General features: G+C 59.5%; 22 protein-coding genes. 11 read left to right on the plus strand and 11 right to left on the minus strand.

Annotated elements, in window-relative coordinates; all coding sequences use genetic code 11:
* Positions 1–39 precede the first annotated feature (39 nt).
* Together elbB and R2940_12660 are read right to left on the minus strand one after the other, a co-directional pair.
* On the minus strand, positions 40–702 hold the full coding sequence (gene elbB / locus R2940_12655; GenBank protein ID MEZ4600630.1) for an isoprenoid biosynthesis glyoxalase ElbB: 663 nt from the start codon (positions 700–702) through the stop codon (positions 40–42).
* Positions 703–796: 94 nt separating this feature from the next.
* Positions 797–1390, minus strand: a complete 594-nt coding sequence (locus R2940_12660) for a cupin domain-containing protein (protein MEZ4600631.1) — start codon at positions 1388–1390, stop codon at positions 797–799.
* 124 nt (positions 1391–1514) lie between these two features.
* On the opposite strand from R2940_12660, the gene R2940_12665 reads away from it, so the two are divergent.
* The 5 genes from R2940_12665 to R2940_12685 all read left to right on the plus strand — a co-directional run bounded on the left by R2940_12665 (position 1515) and on the right by R2940_12685 (position 4893).
* The gene (locus R2940_12665) at positions 1515–2264 is read left to right on the plus strand and encodes an HAD family hydrolase (GenBank protein ID MEZ4600632.1); all 750 of its coding nucleotides are present in this window, start codon (positions 1515–1517) and stop codon (positions 2262–2264) included.
* Between the two features lie 75 nt (positions 2265–2339).
* Positions 2340–2684 carry a hypothetical protein gene (locus R2940_12670; GenBank protein ID MEZ4600633.1) on the plus strand — a complete coding sequence of 115 codons (345 nt, stop codon included), beginning with the start codon at positions 2340–2342 and terminating at the stop codon, positions 2682–2684.
* The gene (locus R2940_12675; protein MEZ4600634.1) at positions 2685–3662 is read left to right on the plus strand and encodes an RluA family pseudouridine synthase; all 978 of its coding nucleotides are present in this window, start codon (positions 2685–2687) and stop codon (positions 3660–3662) included. It begins immediately after the preceding gene.
* A 56-nt stretch (positions 3663–3718) separates the two neighbouring features.
* Entirely contained in the window at positions 3719–4510 is a 792-nt protein-coding gene (pgeF, locus tag R2940_12680; GenBank protein ID MEZ4600635.1) for a peptidoglycan editing factor PgeF, read from the plus strand.
* An 80-nt stretch (positions 4511–4590) separates the two neighbouring features.
* Positions 4591–4893: an HNH endonuclease gene (locus tag R2940_12685; GenBank protein MEZ4600636.1), complete on the plus strand. Its 303-nt coding sequence runs from the start codon at positions 4591–4593 to the stop codon at positions 4891–4893.
* Positions 4894–4900: 7 nt separating this feature from the next.
* On the opposite strand, the gene R2940_12690 is transcribed toward R2940_12685, so the two are convergent.
* The 8 genes from R2940_12690 to R2940_12725 all read right to left on the minus strand — a co-directional run bounded on the left by R2940_12690 (position 4901) and on the right by R2940_12725 (position 17579).
* Positions 4901–5647, minus strand: a complete 747-nt coding sequence (locus R2940_12690) for an alpha/beta hydrolase (protein MEZ4600637.1) — start codon at positions 5645–5647, stop codon at positions 4901–4903.
* Positions 5647–5844 (minus strand): hypothetical protein, encoded by a 198-nt coding sequence (locus R2940_12695; GenBank protein ID MEZ4600638.1) that lies wholly within the window; start codon positions 5842–5844, stop codon positions 5647–5649. The genes R2940_12690 and R2940_12695 overlap by 1 nt, the downstream gene beginning before the upstream one ends.
* Positions 5844–7298 carry a glycogen synthase GlgA gene (glgA, locus tag R2940_12700; GenBank protein ID MEZ4600639.1) on the minus strand — a complete coding sequence of 485 codons (1455 nt, stop codon included), beginning with the start codon at positions 7296–7298 and terminating at the stop codon, positions 5844–5846. The genes R2940_12695 and glgA overlap by 1 nt, the downstream gene beginning before the upstream one ends.
* 403 nt (positions 7299–7701) lie before the next feature.
* On the minus strand, positions 7702–11139 hold the full coding sequence (locus R2940_12705; GenBank protein MEZ4600640.1) for an alpha-amylase family glycosyl hydrolase: 3438 nt from the start codon (positions 11137–11139) through the stop codon (positions 7702–7704).
* Positions 11140–11323: 184 nt separating this feature from the next.
* On the minus strand, positions 11324–12364 hold the full coding sequence (locus R2940_12710) for a galactose-1-phosphate uridylyltransferase (protein MEZ4600641.1): 1041 nt from the start codon (positions 12362–12364) through the stop codon (positions 11324–11326).
* A gap of 114 nt (positions 12365–12478) precedes the next feature.
* A complete protein-coding gene (locus R2940_12715; GenBank protein MEZ4600642.1) occupies positions 12479–14584 on the minus strand; it encodes a glycoside hydrolase family 57 protein in 2106 nt (701 codons plus the stop codon).
* Positions 14585–14673: 89 nt separating this feature from the next.
* Positions 14674–17193 carry a mannose-1-phosphate guanyltransferase gene (locus R2940_12720; protein ID MEZ4600643.1) on the minus strand — a complete coding sequence of 840 codons (2520 nt, stop codon included), beginning with the start codon at positions 17191–17193 and terminating at the stop codon, positions 14674–14676.
* Positions 17194–17210: 17 nt separating this feature from the next.
* Positions 17211–17579 (minus strand): response regulator, encoded by a 369-nt coding sequence (locus R2940_12725; GenBank protein ID MEZ4600644.1) that lies wholly within the window; start codon positions 17577–17579, stop codon positions 17211–17213.
* Between the two features lie 154 nt (positions 17580–17733).
* On the opposite strand from R2940_12725, the gene R2940_12730 reads away from it, so the two are divergent.
* The 6 genes from R2940_12730 to R2940_12755 all read left to right on the plus strand — a co-directional run bounded on the left by R2940_12730 (position 17734) and on the right by R2940_12755 (position 24328).
* Positions 17734–18684: a TIGR01212 family radical SAM protein gene (locus tag R2940_12730; GenBank protein MEZ4600645.1), complete on the plus strand. Its 951-nt coding sequence runs from the start codon at positions 17734–17736 to the stop codon at positions 18682–18684.
* Between the two features lie 553 nt (positions 18685–19237).
* Entirely contained in the window at positions 19238–21310 is a 2073-nt protein-coding gene (locus R2940_12735; GenBank protein MEZ4600646.1) for a UvrD-helicase domain-containing protein, read from the plus strand.
* A 108-nt stretch (positions 21311–21418) separates the two neighbouring features.
* Positions 21419–21841, plus strand: coding sequence for a fasciclin domain-containing protein (locus R2940_12740; protein MEZ4600647.1), 423 nt, complete (start codon positions 21419–21421; stop codon positions 21839–21841).
* Between the two features lie 137 nt (positions 21842–21978).
* Positions 21979–22371, plus strand: coding sequence for a phage holin family protein (locus R2940_12745; GenBank protein MEZ4600648.1), 393 nt, complete (start codon positions 21979–21981; stop codon positions 22369–22371).
* Positions 22372–22573: 202 nt separating this feature from the next.
* Entirely contained in the window at positions 22574–22951 is a 378-nt protein-coding gene (locus R2940_12750) for a hypothetical protein (protein MEZ4600649.1), read from the plus strand.
* A gap of 66 nt (positions 22952–23017) precedes the next feature.
* On the plus strand, positions 23018–24328 hold the full coding sequence (locus R2940_12755) for a M23 family metallopeptidase (protein MEZ4600650.1): 1311 nt from the start codon (positions 23018–23020) through the stop codon (positions 24326–24328).
* Positions 24329–24505: 177 nt separating this feature from the next.
* Here R2940_12755 and R2940_12760 read toward each other — a convergent pair whose 3' ends face one another.
* A complete protein-coding gene (locus R2940_12760; GenBank protein MEZ4600651.1) occupies positions 24506–25180 on the minus strand; it encodes a nucleoside deaminase in 675 nt (224 codons plus the stop codon).
* Between the last annotated feature and the right edge of the window lie 117 nt (positions 25181–25297).

Here is a 25297-nt window from a genome sequence, read left to right on the forward strand (position 1 = left end):
TTACACCTTACTCCTCACACCTCACTCCTCACTGCGCCATCAAACCATCTCCAGCATCTTCCTGATCGCCTTTTCGATGCCGACAGCCGCCTCGGCGATGCCGTCGGCGAGCATATAGGCCGGAGTCGTGACCAGTTTCCGCTTTTCATCGACCACGATGTTCTCGGCCGAACAATCCACGTGGTCGGCTCCCAAGTCCCTCAAGGCCTGGGAGGTCTCCCCGTCGGAGCCAATGGTCAGCCTGGGAGAAGGGTTTTCCGTGCCTAGAACCTTGGCCAGCAGTGCCGGGGCGATGCAGATGCCGGCGATAGGCTTGTTGGCAAGATGCATCGACCGCACCAGTCGCTCGACAGCCGGGTTGACCGTGCACTTGGGACCCTGCACGGCGAAATCGCAAAGATTTTTGGCGGCGCCGTATCCGCCGGGGAAAACCAGTGCATCGATATCTTCAACCGTCACCTTGGCCACATCGAGGATCTTCCCCCGGGCAATGCGGGCGGATTCCACCAGCACGTTGCGCACGTCCCCTTCCATTGTCTGGCCGCTGAAATGGTTGACGACATGCATCTGTTCCTGATCCGGCGCCATACAGACAGCTTCAGCTCCGGCCCTGTCGATGGCGAGCAGAACAAGAACCGACTCATGGATTTCGCTGCCGTCATAGACACCACAGCCGGACAACACGACCCCTATCTTGAGCATGATTTTTCCTCCTTTGAAGGCAAACCTGTTCCCGACGTCACCTGATTCAGGGTAAGCAAGGGGATGAAAATGTCAAGTCATCCCGCCCTGCATTTCATTCCCTGGAATAGACCACCGCCACGGCCCGTGCCGGCAGATCGCCAATAGCTGCGAATCCGTGAGGCTCCCGGGAATCGTAGTAGACCGAATCACCGGTTTCGAGAAACATGATCCTGCCGCCGTAATGGAACTCCACCTGGCCCTCGAGCATGAAGATGAACTCTTCCCCCTGATGGCTCACCAGCAGATCTTCAGTCCAGGGCTGGGCCTCGAATTCAACGACAAAGGGTTCGAGATTGCGGTTTTTTTTGCCGTAGGCCAGGGAGTAAAAGGTGTAGGGCGAGCGGCTTTTGTTCCGGCTGGCCCTCCAGTCCGACTTGCGGCTGTCGCCCGCCCGTACCAGCACGCACTTTTCGGCGCTGTCCGCTTCCTGGAAAAAGGTGTGAAGTTCGACTTTGAGTGCCTTGGATATGCGCAGCAGGGTGGCCAGAGGGGGTATCACCTGCTCGTTTTCGATCTGGGACAGAAGCGGTTTCGACAGACCGGTGGAATCAGCCAGATCCTGCAGGGTCATGCGTCTTTCCTGCCGCAGACGGCGAATTTTCAGGCCGATCAGCAGACCCTTTACCTCATCTCGTATGTTTTCCATGTGCCTCTTTTACCTCATTGTATTCATTGAATTTCTTACCTTGCATGTCGGGGCAAGTCAAGGTATTTATGGAGGAATAAGAGCGCATGCCCTACCCGACCCTCTTTTGGCGACCGGAAATTTCATGACCATCGATGCCCTGTCCGGCATCCGGGGGATTCTGTTCGATCTGGACGGAACTCTTCTGAATGTCGAAATGAATGCCTTTGTTTTCAACTACGTGGAGGGCCTGTCCCATTGCTTTGATGATCTGGCCAGTCACCGCGATTTTTCCCGGGCGGTCCTCGATTCCGCTTTTGAAATGCTTCGATCCGACGATGAGGCCATGACCAACGAGGAATTTTTCCTCGACCGGATGTTCCGGCGCCTCGGCATCCCTCCCCTGCTGTTTCGCGACCGGCTCGAGGTCTATTTTCGCAGCGGCTTGCAGGCACTGGCTCCCCTGGTCCGGCCCTTTCCACTGGCCCGTCGCATCCTTCGCCTGTGTTTTGAAAACAACCTCAAGGTGATCATCGCCACCAACCCGGTGTTTCCCCGTCCTGTCGTCGACGCAAGGATGCACTGGGGACGGCTGAACGATTTTCCCTTCCATCTAATCACCAGCTATGAAAATTGCCGGTTCTGCAAACCTCATCCCCGGTATTTTCAGGACATTCTCCTCTCGCAGGGTTTGGAGCCGGAAGAAAGTCTGATGGTGGGAAACGATTCCGAATTCGACCTGCCCGCCTGCCAGGCGGGCATTCCCACCTTTCTGCTCGAGGACCGTTGCAACCTCGGCCTTACCGGCAGACCGCATCGACCCGATTTTCAGGGCGGCCACGCGGACCTGCTCATGCTGGTCGAGGATATTGTCCGGAAACGCCGCAACCGTTGACAGAGGCCTTTTTTTTCGCTAATCTGACCGTCTATTTTCCCTTTGAACCGCTTGATCCCTGGAAGCTTGCAGCAGATGGCGAAGGACCGGGGCAAGGGAACACTTGCCGGGGTCACTGCCGGGGGCCCGGCCCATCGCACTGGAGGAACAATGGCCAGGGTTATCGATAATCCACAGATCGCTTTTCGTCTGGCACGCGCCATCGTCTCGGATATCGCCCTGTACCATCAGGGGAAGGTTAAAGAGGGGATCGAAAACGACAGCCTGTTCGAGCTTCTCGAGGAAGAGCTGCAGGAAGGACGCGAGCATTTCCTGAGCCGGGTATCGCCCGAGATGATGGATCGCGAGCAATTCTTCAACCGCGCTATCGTCGACGTCATGATCAAGCAGGCCGGCAAAATCAAAAGCACCATCTGGTAAATGGGGGACGTTTTCCATTTCCGTTTCGACCGGGGACGCCCCGCCGAGCGTCTGGACCGGTTTCTTGCCGAAAACCTGCCGGAACTGACCCGTTCCCAGCTGAAAAAGCTCATTGACGAAGGGCGGGCCCTGCTCGACGGCCGACCGGCCAAGGCTGGAAGCAGGCTCAGAGGCGGAGAAGAGCTGGTCGTCAGCCTCCCCGAACCCACCCCCGCCACAGCCGTCTCCGAAGAGATCCCGCTGAACATTCTCTACGAAGATCACGAGCTGGTCGTGATCGACAAACCGGCCGGCATGGTGGTGCATCCGGCAGCCGGCCATCAGCAGGGCACCCTGGTCAACGCCCTGCTGCATCACTGTGGCGATCTTTCGGGGATCGGGGGTGAATTGAGACCCGGGATCGTTCACCGCCTCGACAAGGATACGTCGGGAGTGATGGTCGCCACCAAGAACGATGCCTCGCACCAGCACCTGGCCCGACAGTTCAAGGATCACAGCATCAGGCGCTGTTACCTGGCGCTGGTGCACGGCCTCTGGCCGGAAAACCGGGGAACGGTGGATCAACCGATCGGCCGCCACCCCACTCAGCGAAAGAAAATGAGCGGGGGCAGCCGCACCGGTCGCCGGGCGGTGACCCATTGGCGGGTTCTGCAGCGCTATCCTGCGGACCGCCTGACCCTGGTCGAGCTGACCCTGGAGACCGGAAGGACCCACCAGATCAGGGTCCATCTTTCGGAACTGCAGCGACCGCTGGTCGGCGATCCGGTCTACGGCGGCTCCGCCCGCAGCCGTTCCCTGCAGGATCCCGAACTCCGCCGCATGGTCGCCGATCTCGGCCGTCAGGCCCTGCATGCCCGTCTGCTCGGCTTCATCCATCCCGAAAGTGGCGCCTATCTCGAGTTCGAGTCGCCGCTGCCCGCGGACATGCAGACCATTATCGACTATCTGGAATCCAAACAAGCCGCTGAAAACCTGTGAAGGGCGGCGGGTCTTTTCGTGGCGGACAATGTCCGGCACCGGGAGCAATACCGGCAATGAAACTGGTCAGAAAAGGCAAGATCAGCTACCTGCAACCGACCTGGGCGACGGAAAACATCGAAGCCGGGTTCACCACCCGCAACGGCGGCATCAGCAGGCCCCCGTACAATTCCCTGAACCTGGCCTACCACACCGAGGATGCCCGCTACAATGTCGAGGGGAACCGGTCCACCCTGACCCGGTCTTTCGATCTGCAGCCCCACCTGCTGCTGACTGTCAATCAGGTCCACGGCAACGACATTCTGGTCGTCGACCAGCCCAACTACGACCTGTCCCATTTCCTGACCGTCGAATGCGACGCCATCGTGACCAACCAGACCGGGATCATGATCGGCGTGCTGGTGGCCGATTGCTTCCCGGTGCTGCTCTTCGATACAGACCGACGGGCGGCGGCAGCGGTCCATGTCGGTTGGCGGGGCGCTGCATCCGGCATCCTGAAAAAAGCGGTGGACTCGATGAAATCGGTCTTCGATTGCCACCCGGAGCGGATCTGCGCGGCCGTCGGGCCGGGCATCGGTGCCCACAGCTACATCGTCGACCGGCCGGTTCGCGATGCCTTCCGTCAGGGCTCGGGGCACTGGCAGCAGATCACCGAGGAGCTGGAGCTGGGCAAGTGGCGCCTGGATCTCCGGCGCAGTTGCCTGCTGCAGTTGCAGGACGCGGGCTTGACGGAATCCCGCATCGACGTCGCCGAGGAGTGCACCTGCTGTCATCGGGAGATGTTTTTTTCCTATCGCCGGGACAAGGGGGTGACCGGGCGGCAGATGGGTTTCATGCTGTTGAAGTGATCGGCAGGATCAATCGGACCTATAGGTCCCATGGGTCCTATAGGTCTTATGATAACCCTGCCTGTAAAGGTAAATTTCCATTGGATTTTTTCAGCGACATCTCCGAACAGCAGATCCGCCAAGAGCGTGAAAAAGCCCGCGAACTGCGCCGCAGCCAGTGGTGGAAAAACCGCATCGCCACCGGGATATGCCACTATTGCGGGGAAAAGGTGGACCCGAAGGAACTGACCCTGGACCATGTCGTGCCACTGGTTCGCGGCGGGCGCAGTACCCGTGGCAACTGCGTGCCGGCCTGCAAGGAATGCAACAACCGGAAAAAGCACCTCCTGCCCGTTGAGTGGCAGTCCTATCTCGAACATCTCAGCCGGGAAAAACCTGAATGATTCCCGGTCAGAGGCAGGTCAACCGCCCTTCCCGGACGCGGGGAAATTGCAGATATCCCAGAGCCTCCAGCCAATCCACCTTTTCCACCGGGCTTGAATGCCTGCCCCCGGCAATCTCCCGATAGAAACAGGATCGCTTCAGTTCCTTCAGGTGGCCGGCCAAAATCCGTGCCTGCCGGGAGACTTCATAGTCCCTTTCACCGCTCAGGATCCAGGTCGGCATGCTCAGCCGGCTCGGATCACTCTGGCTGCCGTTGCCGACGGCTGGCCCCAGCAGCAGCAGTCCCGCATAGCGGTCGGGGTTTTTTGCCGCTTCCCGCAGCACCAGAGTTCCTCCGTAGGAGGCTCCGCAGAGAAATACTCTACGGGATTTGTACTTTTCCCCGAGGTGCCTCAGCAACCCCTCGAATTCCCCGTCCCTGGGGCAGACATAGACCCATCCCCATCTGTTCATTAGCTGTCGCAGGCGGCTGAAAGCCCCGTTCGCCCAGCGGGGATCCATCCCCTGCTCCTCTCCCCCCGCCGAGCCGTGCATGTAGACGAGAATGGTTGGGGAAATAAGCCGTTTTTCCGACTCCTGGACAAGATAGATCCGGCTTTTTCCGGCAGGGTCGACATAAGTCACCCTCTGCTCCGCCGGAAAGACCTGCCCCTCGACCGGTTTTGCCAGGCCTGCGGATGGCGCCATTGCCAGGCACAAGGCTAACAGGCATGGGACAAGTTTGAAGTTTACAGCCCGAATGCCGAAAGCCATTACTGTTCCTCTTCCGGGGAGGGGTCCTCCCAGTTTTCATCCTCGTCGATGAATTCCTCCTCCATAAACCGTTCCAGAAATCGCTGATTGTCCCGAATCCGGCGTCCGATCTCCCGATGGAGTTCCTCGAGTTCGGCAAAGCGTCCCGCTTCGGACCCCTCCACTGCTTTTTCCTTTTCGAAGTCCTCTTCCATCATCAGTTCCCTTTCCTGTCCGCGGCCTGTCGGTAGATCTCAAGATACCGCCGGGCGGATTCGTCCCAGGAGAGATCGAGGGACATGCCCCGCCGCACCACCTGTTTCCAAAGCCGTTGGTCACCATAAAGATCGAGGGCGCGATCGAGGGCCCGCATCAGGGCCCCGGCCGAGGCTTTCCGGAAAACGAATCCGTTGCCGCGATCGCGCTCCCTGTCCACATCATGCACCGTATCGGCCAGCCCGCCGGTGCTGCGGACCAGTGGCAGGGAACCGTATCGCAAAGCAATCAACTGCCCGAGGCCGCAGGGCTCGTAATGACTCGGCATCAGGAACAGATCACTGCCGGCGTAGATGCGCCGGGCGAGGGCATCGTCGAACCCGATATGAATCGAAATTTTTGCCGGATGCAGGTCCTTGACCGTGCGGAAAAACTCTACGTGGCGCTCTTCCCCGGAACCGAGCAGCACGAACTGCAGCGGCCTCGATACGAGTTTGGGCCAGGCCGCTTCAAGAATATCCAGACCCTTCTGCGTGGCCAGGCGGCCGATCATGGCCATCACCGGCACACGGGGATCGACGGACAGCCCGAGTTCCTTCTGCAGAGCCTTTTTGTTTGCGGCCTTTCCGGCCAGAGTTTCGGCACTGAAGGGCGCCGCCAGGGCCTCATCGGCGGCGGGATTCCAAATTCCCGTATCGATCCCGTTGAGAATGCCGTGCAGGTCTTTCCGCCGCTTGGTCAGAATCCCCTCGAAGCCGTGGCCGTATTCGCTGGTCTGGATCTCCCGGCAGTAGGTGGGCGAAACGGTGGTGATCAGGTCGGAGAAAAAGATTCCGCCCTTGAGAAACGACATGCTCCCGTAATACTCCAGTCCTTCCATGTGAAAGAGGGCGGGATCGAGACCGAGCCGGCCGAGGGCAGTCGCCGGAAAAAGCCCTTGGTAGCCGAGGTTGTGAATGGTGAAGACGGTGGCCATGGAAGCAAAAAACGGATCGGCCTTTTTTTCGCTCTGCAGCAGGACGGGGATCAGTCCGGCCTGCCAATCGTTCAGATGCAGGACGTCGGGGCGAAAGTCGACGGCCGGCAGGGCTTCCAGCAGAGCCCGGCAGAAGAAGCCGAAGCGCAGATCGTTGTCAGGATGATCCCCCTCGGCAGAGCCGTAGAGCCCGTCCCGCTGAAAGTATCCGGGATGATCGAGAAAATAGACGGGAATCTCCTCCAGCTGACCCTGACGCAACCGGCCAACCTGAACGCTCCCGTCGATGGACACCTCGACTTGTGCCGGCAACACTTCCGTCTTCAAGCCTTTCTGTTCCACATCCCGGTACCAGGGCATGAAGATCCGCACATCATGCCCCAACCGCCGCAACGCCAGCGGCAAGGCCCCGGCCACATCGGCCAGGCCGCCGGTCTTGGCAAAGGGGGCGACTTCGGAAGAAACAAGGAGAATTTTCATGGGCTTGAACCTTTTACGAGAGGGACTGGATAAGTTTGGGCGAGTCCCGGCGGTATTGGTTTTGACTAAAAAAAGTTAAAAGCGAAAACAACTTCGCCGGTCCCGGCCGGCAGCCGGGTTACTTTCTTTTTAAGGCCGAAAAGAAAGTAACCAAAGAAACGGCCTTGCACTTGCAGTGGGCAGCAGCGGGCTGCGAGCAATTCGCGGTGCTGGAAAACGCCCTCTGCGGAGATTTCTGCCGGCTTTTTCGCTCCTGCGGGGTATTTCTTCTGCGCTATCCGTGATCCTCTTTCCAACCGGGCGTTCAGAGGCTGCTGTTGGAAAGGCAAAACCTTTAACCTGAAAAAAGGCAAAGACCCGATTCCGATTCCGATTCCGATTCTAAGCGAACAATGTCGGGATTCTAAAGCAACTCCCTCCATTTATCCACCCGATAACCGGCCTCCTCGGCAGCACTCAACCAGGCGGAAATTTCCTTCCGAACCTGCTCCAGATGAGCGTCGAGCCTTTCTTTTTTGTCATGCAGCCGGACGGCAGCATCGGGCAGGGCCGCGGCGGACAGTCCGAACAGCAGACTTTCCAGGCGTTCCCGGCTGAACCATTCCGCACCGGCATGGTGGTGGACCCCCAGGTAGCTGCAAACCGCCCCGCTCTCCAGCAGTTCCGGCAGTGGCCGGAACGCGGCGGCCGGGGCGAGAAAATCCTGGTGGCGGATCATGACCGTGATCAGGTCCATTGTTTCCTTTGGCAGCAGCTTGGCGAGAGGTTCCGACAGCAGATAATCGTCGAGCCAGTCGGCCGAGCGGGCGGCACTGCCGAGATCGGCAGCCAGTTCACCGATTCGGTGCAGCAGCAGGTAGACCAGCAGAGCCAGGGCGAAGGGTGGCGTGTCCTTCCCCCCGACCGGTGCCCTGAAACGGCGGACCCAAAACTCGAGGTCCTCCTCCGCAGCCGGGTCCGCGTCCGACTCGTCCTTTGGGGTCTCTTTGACCCCCTGGAACAGATCCCCCAGGGTCTCCAGCTCAAGCACAACCCGCTCGACCAGGGTAGCCGTCGGTTCGGGGGCTTCGGCCGCCTCACCCAATTTCAGCAGAAAAGCGCCCAGCCGCTCGGCCATCTCCTTGATAGCCAGCTGACAGACCGTTGTCTCCGGCTCGACCCGTCCCGTCAATTCCCCGGTCAGCGGGCCGAGGAGTTCCGGATCCAGGACCCGGCGCCAGAGGTCCAGCAGCGGGGCCAGCTGCAGGAGCTTCCTTTCACGATCCAGATCAGCCACCGGTCGACCTTCAAGCCTCCCGCACAATTCACTCCAGCTCCCGTCCTGGTCCCGCAGTTCCTGGAAATCGAGAAAGACGTGATACTCATAGGCCCCCAACTGGAAAAACAGGCCCTGTTCGCACAATCCGCGGCCGCTGCGCAGGTACTCCTGCCCGGTTCTCTGATCGCGGAAGCGATAGAGGACACCCTCTTCCGATGACAACTGCAGGGCTTCGCCGAGCACCGTCTGGTGCGGGACCATGATCCCCTCGGCGTTGCGGTGGGCCTTGGTGGCCGTGCGTCTGACCCAGCCCGCGGCCTCGCCAAAGCGGTTGTGATAGACCACCAGGGCCCGCTCGCCGCCCCGGCGATTGGAATAGGCGAAGACATTCTCGTTAACCTGGCCGTCCTGTTCGAAGAAGAAGAGTTCGAAATCGGCAGCCTCGCTGAACAGATAGCGTTTGCGCAGCAGCGGGAAAATCTGGGATTCGTGATACTGGACGAACCCCTCGTCGATGGTTTCTTCCCAGTAGGCGCGCCGGTATTCCATGCCGTACTTCTCGGCGAATCCTTCGATCTGGCCGTGGCCGAACATCGGCAATCCCGGAAGGGTGGCGAGCAGGACCGCGACTCCGAAATACTTGTCGTGCTTTCCGAACTGTTCGACGGCGGTGGCTTCGTCGGGGTTGTTCATGAAGTTGACGAAACGTTTGAGGATCTCCGGATTGAACTCGAGGGTGCCCCGCAGCACCTGCTGGTACTTGGCGTTCTCCTCCATTTTCAGCATGTTCATAAAGGCGCTGTTGTAGACCCGGTGCATGCCCAGAGTGCGGACGAAGAATTCCTCCATCAGCCAGAAGGCTTCGGCCAGCAGCAGGGTGTCCGGCACTTCGGCCGCCACCCGGTCAACCACCTCCCGCCAGAACTCGACGGGGAAGACCCGCTCGAATTCCTCCCGGTCCATCCAGTGCTCGGCCCGGGAGGGTACCCCGGCCCCGCCGCCCGGCAAAGGGAACCAGAGGCGCTGGTAATGCTTCTTGGCCAGGGTCATGGCGGCATCGAAGCGGATCACCTTGAAGGTTCGGGCCACATGGAGAATGGTGCGGATGACCGCCTCGCGGACTTCGGCCAGCAGGAAATTGAGCTGGGCGGTATCGTTCCAGGGCATATGGGTGCCGTCGTTGCCGTGGTAGATATAGCGCACCCGGCCGGTCGATTTTTCCCAGTAGCGGAACACCACCCCGGCATCGCTGTGATCCCAGTAGCCGTCCTCGATCTGAATGCCGCAGTCGTCGCTCAGGGAGAGGTCGGGCCCGGTAAACCGGTAGTTGGGATAGGGCGCATAGTCGAGCTGGACGAACCAGTCGGGATGCTCGCGGGTCCAGCGGGAATAGATTCCGGTATGGTTGGGCACCACGTCGCAGGCCAGGCGGATGCCGCGCTGCCGGCAACGATGATTGAGCCCCGCCACGGCCTCCTCGCCCCCCAGATCGTCGGCAACCACGTAATCGTACAGGGAGTAGGCCGAAGCTTCGGCCTCGGGATTGCCCATCATCCGCTTGATCTGACGCGAGGCGGGCGAACGTTCCCACAGGCCGATCAGCCACAGGGCGTTGAAGCCGCGCCGGGCCAGCCGATCGAGTTCGGCATCGGGAATCTCGTCAAGACGGCCGATCGGCCTGCCGTACTGCCGAGACAGCTGATCCAGCCAGACATAGACCGACTTGGCGATCAGCACCACCTGGGGCATCCAGTCGGTATCCGGGGAAAACCGCTCGTAATCGGTATCGTAACCGAAGCTCGGCACCATGGTCTGCACCGGGCCCCAGCCCCGCTGCATCTCCTCCGAAGAGAGCACATCGAAGGCGGCAGCAATTTCGTTGAGCAGCTCCTCCGGCAGAAATTCCGCCCAATTTTCCCGGATATAGGCCAGCTGACCGGACAGGGAATCCGGGGCAGCCTTGACCGGAGCCTCGAGCAGGTCGCGCAGGGAGCCGCCGAGACCGCGGAGGGCGGAAACGCCGGAGAATATCTGATCGAGCTCCCCCAGCAGCTTGCGGTAGGGGATCCGCCGGGTCAAATCATCGTCGGCAAACAGGCAGCGGAAGGGGGCAGCCGCGGGATTGGCATTCTGCAACCCGAGCAGGAACAGTTCGACTACGGCCCGGCGCCGGCCGTCGCCTCCTTTGGACCCTTTCAAATACTCCTCGAAGGTCTGCCCCCTGAGAACGGCGGCGGGAGGGAAAAGGCTGACAAGAGCCTCGAGGGTCGGCGCCTGAGCGGCCAGCCGCAGAGTTCGGCCGTCGACGATGACCCCTTCTGTCGAAAAGTCGCAGCGGCGGGCCTCCAGGTAGCGTCCGGCCAGGATGCGCATGGCGGCATTCAATCGCGCGAGCAGGTTGAGCTTGCCGGCACTGCGCGCCCCTTCCGGCAGGCGGGCGCTCATCTGCCGCAGATGATAGAGAGCCCCCGCCCCGGCAATATCCTGAGGCTCCAGGGGCAGGGCCCGTTCCGCCCGGGCCCGCGCGGAAAGCTGCACCGAGAGGGGAAAATAGCGGTCGCGGTCCTGATCGTAAGAAGCCATTGGAATATCCTGTCATTTGGTTATGCATTTTACTGAGTATTTTCGTTGTCAGTGTAGCATTAGCGGAACGGTTGTCGTTGTCGTAATCGTAGTCGATACCCCATGGCGGCGATTACGATTATGATTACGACAACGACAACGATTGTCCCTTACCAGGCAGGTGCATAACCGGATTCTGTCATGATCAAACCCCGGAGGTCAGTTCGATATCCCGCAGAAAATGAGCCGCTTCCTCCGGGGCTGTGGGATTGATGTGAAATCCCGTGCCCCATTCGAACCCGCTCGGTTTGGCCAGCCGCGGGACCAGTTCGATATGCCAGTGGAAATCGTAGGGCAGGGACGACCACTGATCGGGTTTTCCGGGCCGGTGATGCACCGGCGGCGCCGTGTGCAGAATATAGTTGTAGGGCGGATCCCGCAGCACCCCCCGCTGCCGGCGGAGCACATCGCTCATGGCCTCGGCCAGATGAACCAGTTCCTTGTCTTCGAGCAGAGCGAAGTCGTGCCTGTGGCGCCGGGGCACGATCAGGACCTCGAAGGGGAAACGACTGGCGTAGGGTGCGAAAACGACATATTCGCCGTCATCACGCACGATCCTGCGACCGTCTGCCACCTCCTGGGCAATCATTTCACACATCAAACAGAGTTCCTTGCGCTGGTAATAGTCCCTGCAGGAGGCCAGCACCAGTCTCAGTTGGGGAGGCAGCACCGGCAGAGCCAGCAGCTGGGAATGGGCGTGAGGGATGGTGGCTCCGGCCGCCAGCCCCTCATTCTTGAAAATGATCAGATGGCGAAAGCGCTGGTCCCGGCGCAGATCGAGCAGCCGGGCGCGGTAGGCCTTGAGCACATCGGTCATTTCCGGAATGCTGAAGGCGGACTGGCTGCGCAGATGGTCCGGCGTCTCGATAATGACCTCGTGGGCGCCAATCCCGTTCATGACGTCGTAGATCCCCTCTGCCCGCTTCTGCAGCTCCCCCTCGATGCGCAGCAGAGGATACTTGTTGGGGATCACGCGAACCCGCCAACCGGACCGGTTCGGACGGCTGCCGTCGGGGCGGATGGCAAAAATTTCCGGGGGAGTCTTTTCTTCCTGGCCATAGCAGAAGGGGCAGGCGCTGGTCAAAAGCTCCTGTCTTTCGAAAATGAAATCCCGGGGCCGCCGGCTCTGCCGGTCGGAGATCAGGACCCAGATGTTTTTCAAAGGATCCCAGCGCAGTTGAGACACGATGCTCCTCCTTTCTCCGGGGCCGGAGCAGCCCCCTACCGGGCGAAAAAATTCCAAAGAATCGTAACCACACGGAAATGCCGGCTGGTTACAGCAATAATATGGCTGAACAGATCAGGGGATGGGCCATTGGCTCGCCTCGAGAGCCTGCCCGCGGTAACAGAGTTGCAGAACCCCATCCACGGGCCAGCGCACAATGTCCCGGTCACCGTTTCGCAGATGACAGGACAGCTCGAAACAGCCCTCTTCCATCAGTCCGAGACCTTGCAGCGACAGGGCCGCTTCGAAAATCCTGCCGCTGCTCGCCCGGCCGGCATCGACGACCGGTCCCTCGGGCCCCTGCATGGTCAACAGGCCCTGCCCGGGATCGAACCGGACCTGCCGCTGCTTGCTTCCGAGAAAACGCAATTCAAGAAAGCCGTTGGGGCCGGTCAGTTCAATCAGCGGTTGATCGAAATCGATCCGCAGATAAAACCATAACGTATCGTAGCCGTAGTAAAAGCCGGTGACCTGATTGTGCCCGTGATGCATGGCACCACCCGCCGAGAGCTCGATGCTTCCCGCGGCCAGCCATTCGAAGTAATCGGTCACCCGGCCATCGATCTGCGGGGTGAACAGGGCGCCGGGCTCCAGCACCAGGTTGTGCGGCCGCGTTTGCTTGATCGTCTGAAACAGATCTTCCGGCACAGGGCTGTTGGAATGCCGATACACGGCCTGCAGATGGTGACGGAAAAGACGGTCGAAAATCTCGCCCTGCTCGGTGCGATGATGGTCCCCGAACCACCAGAACCAGTCGCTCCCTTGCGCCTTGAGCAGTGAGATCCAGGCCGCAGACGGCTCCTCGGCGGCGGAGGGGGGCGGCCCGATGTCCCGGCGGGTGCGGGCGAGCCGCTCCCAGGCCGTATTCTCCTCGCGGTTGCCGATCCAGACATCGAAGTCGCCGTTGATCCAGGACCCGGGGGCCAGACGGGGCAGCGCCACCGGGGAGAGCTTGGCCACAACATCCCCGACGGTGGCCGTGCACAGAAACGGCTCCTCAACCAGGCCGCGATAGAGGGCGGCCAGAAAGGGGTATCCATTGTCGGCATAGCGCTCCCAGCAGTTTTCCCCATCCAGGATCAGGGCGACAACGCCCCCCGGGCAGGCCTGGGCGATCTGCCTCAAACGCTGCAGCAGATCCGCCGCCGCCGCCCGCGGCTCCCAGTCGGCATAGAGAAAACCGATCCGGTCCGAAAGGTCCCGATCGCGGAACAGTATCGGCAGACCGGAAAAGCTGTAGAGCCGGTAAAGGTGTCGGCGATCAGCCAAACCTCCTGACAGGCTTCTGGCGAGAATCTCTTCGTCGGAAGCGACCCAGCTGACGCCTTCCCGGTTGAAAATACCGAGCGCCTCTTCGCTGACCGCGCCTTCCGCGGGCCACATCCCCCGCGGCCGCTCGCCGAGACTGCGCCAAGCCACTTTTTGACCAAACCGGACTTGCAGCCGCGCATCCTCGGGATTTCTGAAGGCGACCTGCGGCAGGACCACAACGCTTCGGGCCTGACGGGCAATGGAAGAATCGCACAGCAGGGGCAGAATCGGGTGAGCGTAGGGGGTCAGGGAAATCTCTGTGGCCCCGTCCCGTTCCGCTTCCCGGTACCGCTCCAGGATTCCCGCCACCGTTCGATCGTAGATGGCGAGCAGCCGCTCCCGGTCGGACTCGCTGAAAAGCCCGCCCTTGGTCAGCAAACCGTCGATTTCGGCGGAATCCCGACGCAGGCAATGCCCGCTCCAGGCCAGCAGAAACCAGACCTGCAGGTCCCGCAGTTCCTGAATCGAAAACCGGTCGGGATCGGGCGGGCCGTTCTGCTCGTTGCGCATCATCGACAGCTGATGAAAGCGGGGATAGGGTCGAATGTGCCGCTCGGGATAGACGGAAAAGAACAGGGACAGCAGAGATTTCCGTTCCTCCCGCGACAGATGGAGGGGGTCTCTGCGCGCCAGATCCAGCCAGTCATCTTCGAACCTGCCCGCTGAAAAATCCTCGAGCCGTTCAATCAGGGTGGGGGTCAGATTGAAGGTCAGCCGCGTCCCGGGGACTTCCCTGGCGGTCTGCAGCATCTCGCCGTAATCCTTGAGCGCATGCAGATAGGTCCAGGGCATAAGGCTTCTGCCCGACAGGGGATCCCGATAGTCGGGCTGATGCATGTGCCAGACCAGGACGACATTCAACGGTTGCATGGGACATCCTGTCCGGCAATCCGGTTCTCCCTCATACATTTACCGGGACCCGGGTGAGCCGCTTCTGCTGCAATTGTCTTCATAAACCTTTAAGCCGTTTCAAGCAGTTCCTTCTTCCATTTGTCGACCAGTCGGCGATAGGAGTTCAGCAGATCGTCAGCCCTCCTTTCGACCAGCGAATCGGCTACGATATGCACGACCGGGCGATGCTGGTCCGGCAGCACCAGCACCCAGTCTCCGTCGATCTGCACCTTGACGCCGTCGGTGAAGGTGGCCTGAAGATCGACCGAGTGCTCGCTCATGCGCCGCATCAGCCCTCCCTTGAGCTCCCATGAACAGGGCACCTGCAGCTGCCGATAGGCGCGCCGGGGCAGGGTCCGGCGAATGCCGCCGATGGTCTGCCCGGTACGGGCCAGCAGTTCCAGCAGCTTGGCGGTGGTGAACAGGGCATCGAAATGCGGCTGGAAGGAGGTGAAGGCGAACCGTCCATCCATGGCTGCGGCCAGTCTGACCTGGCGGTCGCTCCCCGACTCCACCAGGGACCGGGCGCTGTTTTTTGTCCTCTTCACGGTCAAACCGTATTCCAGAGCCATCTGTTCCGTGGTTTCAGGTGCCGAAACCGGCACCACCAGCGTACCGCTCCGCTCGGCACGGCAGACCAGCGCTGCCAGGACGCTCAGAGCCTCGACATCGGGCAGAATATCTCCCGACTCGTCCACGATGCGCAACCTTTCCCCCGATGGGCCGAGCCAGAAACCGGCCGTGGCCCCCAGGGTGGGGACGATCCGCGACAGCTGCGTCATGGCCCGCTCCACCTGCTCCGGAGTACTGCAGGACCGGCCTTCATCGATATTGGAGTTCAGCTCGATCACTTCGCAGCCGAGCAGGTTGAGCATGCGGGGGAGCAGTTCCCCGGCCGGTGAATGATTCAGGTCGAGCACCACCATGGGTGCGAAACTTCGCAGCAGATCGCCGTTCAGCGCCCGCTGAAATCCTTCCTGATAGAAGTCGAAGACATGGGGATGCTCTTTGATGGCACCCGGCTGATTATAATGCACCCGGCGAAAATTTTCCTTGAAGAAAACCCTTTCGATATTTTTTGCCATCGAGGAGGAGATTTCCATCCCTTCTGCATCATGAAAGACGATCTCGGTGGCGGCCGGCTCTTCGCCCGACTGCCGGAAATGCACCCCCCCGACCTCGCCGAAGGTGGTCAGTTTATAGCGCAGCACCGGCAGGGGAATCCGCTTGGTGTCGCGGACGTTGATGCCGGCTGAAAGGAGCCCGCCGACGAAGGATCGTTTGAGCATGCGGGACGCTCGAAACACATCCCGGCCGGCGATGACATAGGAGTCCCGCGGCAAGACCGAGCCGTAGGCGGCTCCCAGTTTGGCGCAGAATTCCGGGGTCAGTTCCACGTTGGAGAGCCCTCTGACCAGAGCCCCCTCGAAGAGGCTCTTGCGCCACTTGTCCCCCCAGATCAGGTTGGCGGTGACGATAGACCCGTCCTCGATGGCCTTGCTCGGCCAGATTTTGACATCCTTTTTGATGAAGACCTCTTCGCCGACGGTGGTCTCATCGCCGATGATCGCGCCTTCCTCCACGACGACCCCGGCACCCAGCCGCACCTTGTGGCAAAGGGTCGCCCCCTTGACCCGGCAGCCCCGCTTGATGAAGACATTGTCCCAGATGATGGCGTTCTCCAGTTCCACATCGTCCTCGATGACGCAGTTGCGCCCGATGATGCAGTTTTTCAGCTGAGGCTTCCCCTGCACCTGGGAGTTGTCGCCCACCACCACCATCCCTTCCAGCAGCGGCAGATCGGCGGCCGCCAACTGGGTGTCGGTCCCGAGAAAGACCCGACTGTTGTGGGGAGACGCCAGCTCTTCGATCTCAACGGACACCTTGCCTTTGAGAATGTCCCGGCAGGCTTCGAGATAGGCATCGGTGTTGCCGATGTCGGCCCAGTAGCCTTTCTGGCTGTAGCCATAGAGAGGGGCCTTCTCCTCGAGCATCCGGGGGAAGATATCCTTGGACCAGTCCCGGTTCTCCCCGTCGGGGATCAGGTCAAGCACTTCCGGCTCCAGGACGTAGATACCGGTATTGATGGTGTCGGAAAAAACCTCTCCCCAGCCCGGCTTTTCGAGGAACTTCGTGATCCGCTTCTCCTTGTCGGTAATCACCACTCCGAACTGCAGGGGGTCCTTGACCGGGGTCAGGGTGATGGTTGCCGCTGCCCGGCGCTTCTCGTGAAAATTGATGATCTCCGAGAGATCGAAATCGGTGAGCAGATCACCGCTGATGACAAGAAACCGTTCATCCAGATAAGGGGCCGCTGCCTTGACCGCGCCCGCCGTCCCCAGATCCATCTGCGGAGTGACATAGGTGATGCGGACTCCGTACTCGCTGCCGTCGCCGAAAAAATTCTTGATGATTTCCGGCTGATGATAGAGAAGCATGACCAGATCACTGATATGGTGCTTTTTCAGAAGTTCGACAATGTGCAGCATGATCGGCCTGTTGACCAGGGGGATCATCGGTTTGGGAAGATTGATGGTCAACGGCTGAATGCGGGTGCCAAACCCCCCCGCCATGATAACTGCTTTCATCAGGTCACGTCTCCTCGTCAATTGATTTTTCCCTTTTTGCGCATCACCCGTTCGATTTCCTCCTTGAGCTCGGTGGTATCGGAACTTTTGACCACATAACCATCGGCCAGCCAGGAGGAAAAATCCTCTTTGTAGCAGCTGAAAGCCGTGCAGAGGATGACCGGCAGACCTTTTTTCTGCCGGATGATATCCTGCAGCACTTCCAGACCGCTTTCGTTTTCCATCTGAATGTCGAGGACAACCAGATCGAAATCGTGCTGTTTAATCAGTTCGATCGCCTCTGCGCCGGATCCGGCAGTCTCCACGTCGTATCCCGCATCCCTGAGGTCGCAGGCATAGAGATAGCGAATGTTGTTTTCGTCATCCACCACCAGCAAACGCGTCATTGATCTCTCCTCCTTACCTTCGACTCGCGAGCCTCCCGATCGACCCACGACGACTGTTTCCACAAAAATCCGGCCAAAGTATACCAATCATGAGGGCCAATGCAATGTGGACAAGTGCAGGGTCATGAGAAAGGAGTAAGGGGGATTTCCGGACTTGCTTTTTGACGACCTGAGCCTGTATTTTCAGCCCATGGAATCGAAACGCTACAACCTCTTTTCCCGTCATCTGAAGGAGCTCTTCGGAGGCCGGGTTCATAAAATATCGGTCGATGCCGGCTTCTCCTGTCCCAACCGTCAGGATACCCGCACCCGTACGGGATGCCTGTTCTGCGACCCTGCCGGCTCCGGTGCCGTCGGCATCGAAGGGCAGCTGCCGATCGCCGAACAGCTTGAGCGCGGCAAGGATGTCATGGTGCGCAAATACAAGGCGCGGCAATTCCTGGCCTATTTTCAACCCTTTTCCAACACCTATGCTTCGCCGGACAGGCTCCGGACCCTGTACGATGAAGCCCTGGGAGTGGCAGGGGTGGTGGGATTGGCGGTCGGTACACGGCCGGACTGTCTTCCCGACCCGGTTCTCGACCTGCTCGGCGAGTATCACCGCAGAACCTATTTCTGGCTGGAAATCGGCCTGCAGAGCATTCACGACAGAACTCTCGATCTGCTGCGCCGGGGACATGACTACCGGACCTTTCTCGACGCCTGGCAGGGCGCCCGGCAACGAGGGCTGAGGGTCTGCGTGCACGTCATCCTCGGGCTCCCCGGGGAAAGCCGGGCGCAGATCCTGGCCACCGCCGACGAGATGGCCCGTCTCCGGGTGGATGGCATCAAGCTGCACCTGCTGCACGTTCTCGAGCAGACACCGCTGGGGGATCTCTACCGTCAGGGAGGGATCGAGGTGCTGTCCCAGGAGGACTATGTCACGCTCGTCGCCGACTTCATCGAACGCCTGCCGGAACAGACCCTGATTCACAGGCTGACGGGAGACGGTCCCAGGGATCGGCTGCTGGCTCCTCTCTGGTCGATCAACAAGTGGGAGGTCCTGAACGCCATCGACGCCGAACTGGCACGTCGCGGAACGCGGCAGGGAATCCGCTGTTCCTAACATCTATAGGGGCGGAGCCGCGTGTTCGCCAAGGCAGAAACCAGGTCTGCCACCAACAAAAATAAAAATTCGAATCCGATCAATATGTTAGGGAGTTTAAGACAACCGTGCAGAGAAGGGAAAAAAGCGTTGAACCGGATGGCGCAAGCCGCCCCGGGGCGCGTTGCAGCGGTTTCAGTGGAGTGCTCCGGTCAGGGTTCTACCTGAACGGCCTCGTTGCCCTGCAAGGGATGGCTTTCGGCTCCGCTCCATGAAATAAGGAGCAGGGAAGCCCAGACTATGCTTAGAATGATGACAGAGGTCTTGAACATGGCGCGAAACATACATAAACCGACGATTAAAAGCAAGCGTAATATCACGCCAGGATTAATTCGTCGACACACGGAATAAAACTGTGCAAAAGCACACTTCTTTGGCCTCTTGCCCTCGTCCTCGCGACATGTTATCTTCCCTGCCCGCGCCGACTCACGCAACAGAATTACGACAACGTCTATTACGCGAAAGTTTCGTTTAAATCCTTTTAGCTGCCCGTGAGATTCATTCGGACACAAGGGTGGAATATGCCCAGGCCTCTTCCTTGAACGGCATGCTTTTCGACGGTCTCAATCCCCAACAGCAGGCCGCTGTCCGCCAGACCGACGGCCCTCTGCTTCTCCTGGCCGGTGCCGGTTCCGGCAAGACCCGGGTCATCACCTCCCGCATCGCCTACCTGGTCAGGGAGATGGGCGCGGCTCCCGGTCAGATCCTGGCCGTGACCTTCACCAACAAAGCCGCCCGGGAAATGAAACAGCGGGCCGAGGCGATGGCGGGACGAAAAAACAGTCAGGGCATGACGGTCTGCACCTTTCACGCGCTCTGCGTACGCATTCTCAAGGAAGACATCGAAAGGCTCGGTTACAAAGGCAACTTTTCCATCTACGGCGCCGCCGATCAGATCCGCCTGATTCGCGATTTGGTGCAGAGCAACTCCTCTTCGGGACAGAAGCTCGATGCCGACCGCATCCTGTGGCTGATTTCAGACGCCAAGAACCGCCTGGTCCCGCCGGAGGATTTTTCCCCCCGTTTCCCGGACGACCACGGCCGGGCCGCTGCCGACATCTATCCCCGCTACCAGAAAGCCCTCAAAGCGTTCAACGCTGTCGACTTCGACGACCTCATCATGTTGACCGTACGGCTGTTCCGGGATCATCCCGACATTCTTGCCAAATATCAGCAACGCTTCCGCTACATCATGGTGGACGAGTATCAGGATACCAACGCGGCTCAATACCTGCTCCTGCGTCAGCTGGCGGCCGTGCACGGCAACCTCTGCGTAGTCGGGGACGACGACCAGTCGATTTACGGCTGGCGCGGCGCCGACCTGGGCAATATCCTCGGCTTTGAAAAGGATTTCCCGGCAACGCAGGTCATCAAGCTGGAGCAGAACTACCGGTCCACAGGCAATATTCTGGGAGCGGCCAATGCCGTCATCCACAGGAACCGGAACCGCAAGGCCAAGCAGCTTTGGACGGCTGACGGCCCCGGCGCCATACTCGACTACATCCAGTGTCAGGACGGAGAGGATGAGGCGCGCATGGTGGTCGAGCGGATCCATGGGGAATGTTTTCGCGGAGACTGCCGGTACGGCGATTTCGCCGTGCTGTTCCGCACCAACGCCCAGTCCCGGGCCTTCGAGGAACAGCTGCGCTACGAAAACATCCCCTACGTGCTGATCGGGGGGCAGCAGTTCTTCGACCGCAAGGAGGTCAAGGACCTGCTCGCCTATTTCAAAGTCCTGCAGAATCCTCTGGACGAGGTCAATTTGCTGCGCATTCTCAATTTTCCCCGGCGGGGCATCGGGTCGACCAGTGCCGACCGCCTGATCCGCCGGTCCGTCGAACAGGAGTGTTCCCTCTGGGCCGTGCTGCACGGAATTGCCGACCTCGAGGAACTGGGGGAAAAGGTCGGAGAGGCGGTGCTGAGTTTCGTACATCTCCTTGAAAAGTACCGGCGCAGGTTTCGTCAGGGGCACCGTCTGGTCGATACCGCCCGGGAACTGATCGACGAATTGGGGCTTGAGGACGAGCTCTTCCGCACGGCCGAAGATCCGGCCAAGGCGCGGCGTCGGATGGACAACATGGCCGAGGTGCTCAATGCCATGGCCTCCTACCAGGAACGGGAGCAGAACCCGACCCTGGCCGGCTTTCTGGAAAAGGTCTCCCTGCTGGATCGGGATGAACCGAATCGCAACGACAAGGAGAGCAAGCTGAAGCGGGATGCCGTGGTCCTGATGAGTCTCCATTCCAGCAAGGGTCTGGAGTTTCCTCACGTTTTCCTGGTGGGCATGGAGGAGGATCTGCTGCCGCACAAAAAGTCGGTCGGAGAAGGCTTCGATATCGAGGAGGAACGGCGCCTGTGCTATGTGGGCATCACCCGGGCCCGCAGAACCCTGACTCTGCTCGGCGCCTCCCGGCGCAAAAAGTTCGGCAAGATGCAGCCCCGCATCCCAAGCCGTTTTCTCGAGGAAATTCCGGCTGAACTGGTGAACAGAATCACCAGTGACACCCCGGTCGAAAGAAGCGAAGCCGAGCAGGAACAACGGGCGGCTGATTTCTTTGCCGGCATTCGTGAAATACTGGGGGAGTGAGGCAACTGAAAAAATGACGGATAGCCCTTGTGCCCGAAAAACTTTTCGGCTAGAATTATTACAAAAGAGGTCTTATTTGACAGAGTTTTACCGGCAGGAGGACAGGACATGCAAGACATTCTGACCACTTTGAAGAAGGATGGCTCCTTTCAGACATTCCTGGGAGCCTTGAAAAAGGCCGGCCTTGAGAAAAAGCTCGAAGAGCCCGGGCCGATGACCCTTTTTGCTCCGAACGACCAGGCCTGTACCCGGGTCAATATGAATTCGATCCAGGGAGATCCGGACAAGTTGAATTCGGTCCTCACCTACCATATCGCACGGGGAATTTATCACCGCGACGACTTGAAAAAGACCGAAGACGTCTACACCTTTTTCGGCAAACATCTCACGGTCGCGACAGAATTGGGCGAGCTGCATATCGACAACGCCAAGTTCATCACCACGGACATCGAATGCAGCAACGGCGTCATTCACGTGATCGACAATGTTTTCCTTCCCCAGTTTTCCGGCTGGTACTGCGCCTGCTGCTGATTACTCCCGGAAGCCTCCACCCTCCTCCTTTTGCCGCGGCTGAGGCCGCGGCTTTTTTTTTCCTTCCCCTTCCCTCGGAACACGAAATCCGTTATCCTGTCGCAGCCTGAATTGACCAATGAGAGGGAGGATCGCCGATGAAAGGTTTGCTCATTCGCTGGTTGATCTTGACGGTGGCCATCATGGCCGCCGCCTATGTCCTGAAGGGGATCGAGGTGCCCGGTTTCTTTTCGGCCTTTTTCGCGGCCGCCATACTCGGCATCCTGAACGCACTGCTCCGGCCGATCCTGCTGTTCATCACCCTGCCGCTGAACATTCTGACCCTGGGATTGTTCACCTTCGTCATCAACGCCCTGATTCTGATGATGGCGTCCGGCGTCATCAAGGGTTTGGAAGTGCACGGTTTCTGGTGGGCGGTCCTCGGTTCCCTGATCATCAGCGCGGTCAGCTGGCTGTTGACCTCGCTGATCAATGACAAGGGCCACATGGAGGTGATCAGTCTGCGGAAGCGGAACGGTCGCTGGGAATGAGTTGGGAACTCTTTTCGTTGTCAGTGTAGCGGTAGCGGAACGGTTGTCGTTGTCGTAATCGCAGTCGATTCCTGTGGCGGCGATTTCGACAACGACAACGACAACGACAACGAGTTTTACCTCAACAGGACTATTTTGGATGAGGCCTGGTGCATATCCAGGTTGAATTAATTTTTCATCCAGTGAAAAAGGAAGGGGTTTCATGCTGCGCAAAATCAGTTGCGGATACGCCGCCGGAACGGTCGGCGCTCTGGTGGCCGCAGGGGTTCTCTGGCTGCTCGTGCGCGAAGGCGTCACGGCCTGGATGGGTATTTCCTGGCATCCGCGCATGTCCAGGGACTGGCTGGTGGTCCGGCTCTTCTGGGGCGGTATTTTCGGCCTCCCCCTGGCCCTGCCGATTCTGGAAAACCGGGTGATCCTGCGCGGGCTGGTTGCGGCGGCGGTGCCCGCCGCCTACACCCTGATGGTGCTGTTTTCCCGTGCCGGGCTGGGCTATGGCGCCTTGACCCCGGTGCTGATCGGCTCCATATTCGCCCTGTGGGGCATTTGCGCCGCCGGCTGGTATCGTCAATCCCGCTGACCAGTTTCCTGCCATCACTTCAACAAATCAACATACTGTCAAATCAAACCTCAAGGGAGAAGGTTCGTGAAACATTACGCTTTGATCATTCTGATTCTTGCACTGCTGGCATCCGCCGGAGGTTTTTTCCTGTTCCGCGACGCCGATGCCCCAACCCTGGAGTTGACCCCCGCGGCCGGTCCCGTCTCCGCATCCCGTCCCTTGTCCCTCGCTCTGAAGGATGAGGGGGCGGGTCTGAAAAGCGTTCAAGTCAGCGTGACCCAGAACGGGCAGACCACCGAACTGCTCAATACCGCCTACGATCGCGGTACGGCATCGGAAACCGTGAACCTGAGCCTTGCCGAAGCCAAGCTGGTCAACGGCCCCCTGTCCCTGCAGATCAAGGCGACCGACCACGCCTTTTTCGCCAACACGGCGGAACAGAACGTGACGTTCGACTTCGATTCCCGCGCACCTGTCGTATCGGTTCTGTCCACCGCTCACAATATCTACGAGGGGGGGACCGCTCTGGTGCTTTACAAAATCTCCGAAGAGGTGGAGCGTAACGGTGTTCAGGTCGGGAACTGGTTTTTTCCGGGTTATCTGCAGGAGGGCGGCTACTACGCCTGCCTGTTCGCCTACCCCTTCGATCTGGGGAAGGAGACTTTTTTGCCCCGGATCATCGCCGTGGACCGTGCCGGCAACGAGCGCAAGGCCGGTTTCTACTATCACACCAATGCCCGCCCTGCCCGCAAGGACAGGATCAACATCACCGACGGCTTTCTCGACAGCAAGATGCCCGAATTTCAGGATCTTTTCCCCGATGCTGAAAACATGCTCGATATCTTCCTGCGGGTCAACCGCGAACTGCGCACGCAGAACCGGGCAAAGCTGAAGGAAATCGGAGCGCGGACGGCAAGCAGCCCCACCTGGCAGGGGACCTTCCTGCGTCTGCCCAACGCCGCCAATCGGGCTCAGTTCAACGAGGTACGCACCTATGTTTACAACGGCAACGAAATAGACCAGCAGACCCACCTCGGCCATGACCTGGCGTCCCTGGCCCAATCACCGGTGCCTGCGGGCAATGCGGGCGAAGTTGTCTTTGCGGATTATCTCGGAATTTACGGTCAGGTCGTGATCATCGATCACGGTCTGGGCCTCCAATCCCTGTACGCCCATCTGAGCAGCATCGATGTCGATGCCGGAACCATGGTCGAAAAGGGGCAGATCATCGGCCGCACCGGCACCAGCGGCCTGGCGGGAGGAGATCACCTCCACTTCGGCATCATTCTCTCCGGCCTGCCCGTCGACCCCATCGAATGGTGGGACCCGAACTGGATCAAGAACAACTTCACCGACAAATGGCAGGATGCCCTCTCCCTGCCGGCAGGCAACTGACCCTTGTCATACAAAAGCTCGAAAAAAAGCGGCTGCCCCCTTATGGAGCAGCCGCTTTTCTTTTCCTGATTGCCGTCTTCGTTGTCGTTGTCGTAATCGAACACAACAGAACGACTACGATAACGAAAACCGCTCCGCTGCCGCTTCACTGACAACGAGACATTTTTCGACAAACTGTCAGTGGTTGTGTTCCTGCTCCTTCTGCACCGTTCTTCTGCCCGGAACATCCCGCATCGAATGACTGAACAGTTCCTCGGCAAGTTTGCGCAGGGCCGGAGAGCAGTCAGCCTGCCGGAAATCCCGGCCGGCGGCGAACTTTTTCCAGAACTCGGGCAGCATGTCCATATGTTGCACCATGCCGCCCCTGTCATCCGGGGCAATGTAGATCATCTGGCGAATGCCGGAATTAATGATCCGGGTGAGGCACATCGGGCAGGGCTCGACGGAGGATACCAGGAGCAGATTTCCGCATTCGCGAGGATTCACGCCGCTTTTATCGAAACCCTTTTTTTTCACCCGGTCCTCGTAACGGTTCAGCAGATCCATTTCGGCGTGCATGTCGCTGCGGAAATAGGGGGTATACTGGCGGTTGCGGCCCCGCTCCACCACTTCTCCCGTGGCTCCGTTCACCAGACAGGCACCGATCCCCCCCGAACCTTCCTTCAAACTGACAAGTGCTTCCCTGACCACCAGCAGCCCGACCGCATCGTCATGATACCGGGGGTCGGGTACATAACTCTCGATGCGGGACTCCAGGTCGGCTATATCCCGGGCAAGAGCCCGATCCGTGATCCCCATGGCGGGAAGCAGGAAGCAGCAAGCCAACAGAATGTGACGGGCAGTGAATTTCATCGGGACAGCCTTCCGAACGAGATAAATAAAAATTAAATGTCATCGGGCATCTTGGCCTCGCGACTTCATCAGCTACTTTATAGCACGGGCAGACCGGCGGGAAAAAATAAAAACTTG

It is taken from the genome of Syntrophotaleaceae bacterium, from assembly GCA_041390365.1.
Taxonomy (GTDB): Bacteria; Desulfobacterota; Desulfuromonadia; order Desulfuromonadales; family Syntrophotaleaceae; genus JAWKQB01.

Bases quoted from the DNA above. Each gene is read 5' to 3' on its own strand.
- elbB (MEZ4600630.1), bottom strand. From the start codon at position 702: ATGCTCAAGATAGGGGTCGTGTTGTCCGGCTGTGGTGTCTATGACGGC.
- R2940_12660 (MEZ4600631.1), bottom strand. From the start codon at position 1,390: ATGGAAAACATACGAGATGAGGTAAAGGGTCTGCTGATCGGCCTGAAA.
- R2940_12665 (MEZ4600632.1), top strand. From the start codon at position 1,515: ATGACCATCGATGCCCTGTCCGGCATCCGGGGGATTCTGTTCGATCTG.
- R2940_12670 (MEZ4600633.1), top strand. From the start codon at position 2,340: ATGGCGAAGGACCGGGGCAAGGGAACACTTGCCGGGGTCACTGCCGGG.
- R2940_12675 (MEZ4600634.1), top strand. From the start codon at position 2,685: ATGGGGGACGTTTTCCATTTCCGTTTCGACCGGGGACGCCCCGCCGAG.
- pgeF (MEZ4600635.1), top strand. From the start codon at position 3,719: ATGAAACTGGTCAGAAAAGGCAAGATCAGCTACCTGCAACCGACCTGG.
- R2940_12690 (MEZ4600637.1), bottom strand. From the start codon at position 5,647: ATGGCTTTCGGCATTCGGGCTGTAAACTTCAAACTTGTCCCATGCCTG.
- R2940_12695 (MEZ4600638.1), bottom strand. From the start codon at position 5,844: ATGATGGAAGAGGACTTCGAAAAGGAAAAAGCAGTGGAGGGGTCCGAA.
- glgA (MEZ4600639.1), bottom strand. From the start codon at position 7,298: ATGAAAATTCTCCTTGTTTCTTCCGAAGTCGCCCCCTTTGCCAAGACC.
- R2940_12705 (MEZ4600640.1), bottom strand. From the start codon at position 11,139: ATGGCTTCTTACGATCAGGACCGCGACCGCTATTTTCCCCTCTCGGTG.
- R2940_12715 (MEZ4600642.1), bottom strand. From the start codon at position 14,584: ATGCAACCGTTGAATGTCGTCCTGGTCTGGCACATGCATCAGCCCGAC.
- R2940_12720 (MEZ4600643.1), bottom strand. From the start codon at position 17,193: ATGAAAGCAGTTATCATGGCGGGGGGGTTTGGCACCCGCATTCAGCCG.
- R2940_12725 (MEZ4600644.1), bottom strand. From the start codon at position 17,579: ATGACGCGTTTGCTGGTGGTGGATGACGAAAACAACATTCGCTATCTC.
- R2940_12740 (MEZ4600647.1), top strand. From the start codon at position 21,419: ATGCAAGACATTCTGACCACTTTGAAGAAGGATGGCTCCTTTCAGACA.
- R2940_12745 (MEZ4600648.1), top strand. From the start codon at position 21,979: ATGAAAGGTTTGCTCATTCGCTGGTTGATCTTGACGGTGGCCATCATG.
- R2940_12750 (MEZ4600649.1), top strand. From the start codon at position 22,574: ATGCTGCGCAAAATCAGTTGCGGATACGCCGCCGGAACGGTCGGCGCT.
- R2940_12760 (MEZ4600651.1), bottom strand. From the start codon at position 25,180: ATGAAATTCACTGCCCGTCACATTCTGTTGGCTTGCTGCTTCCTGCTT.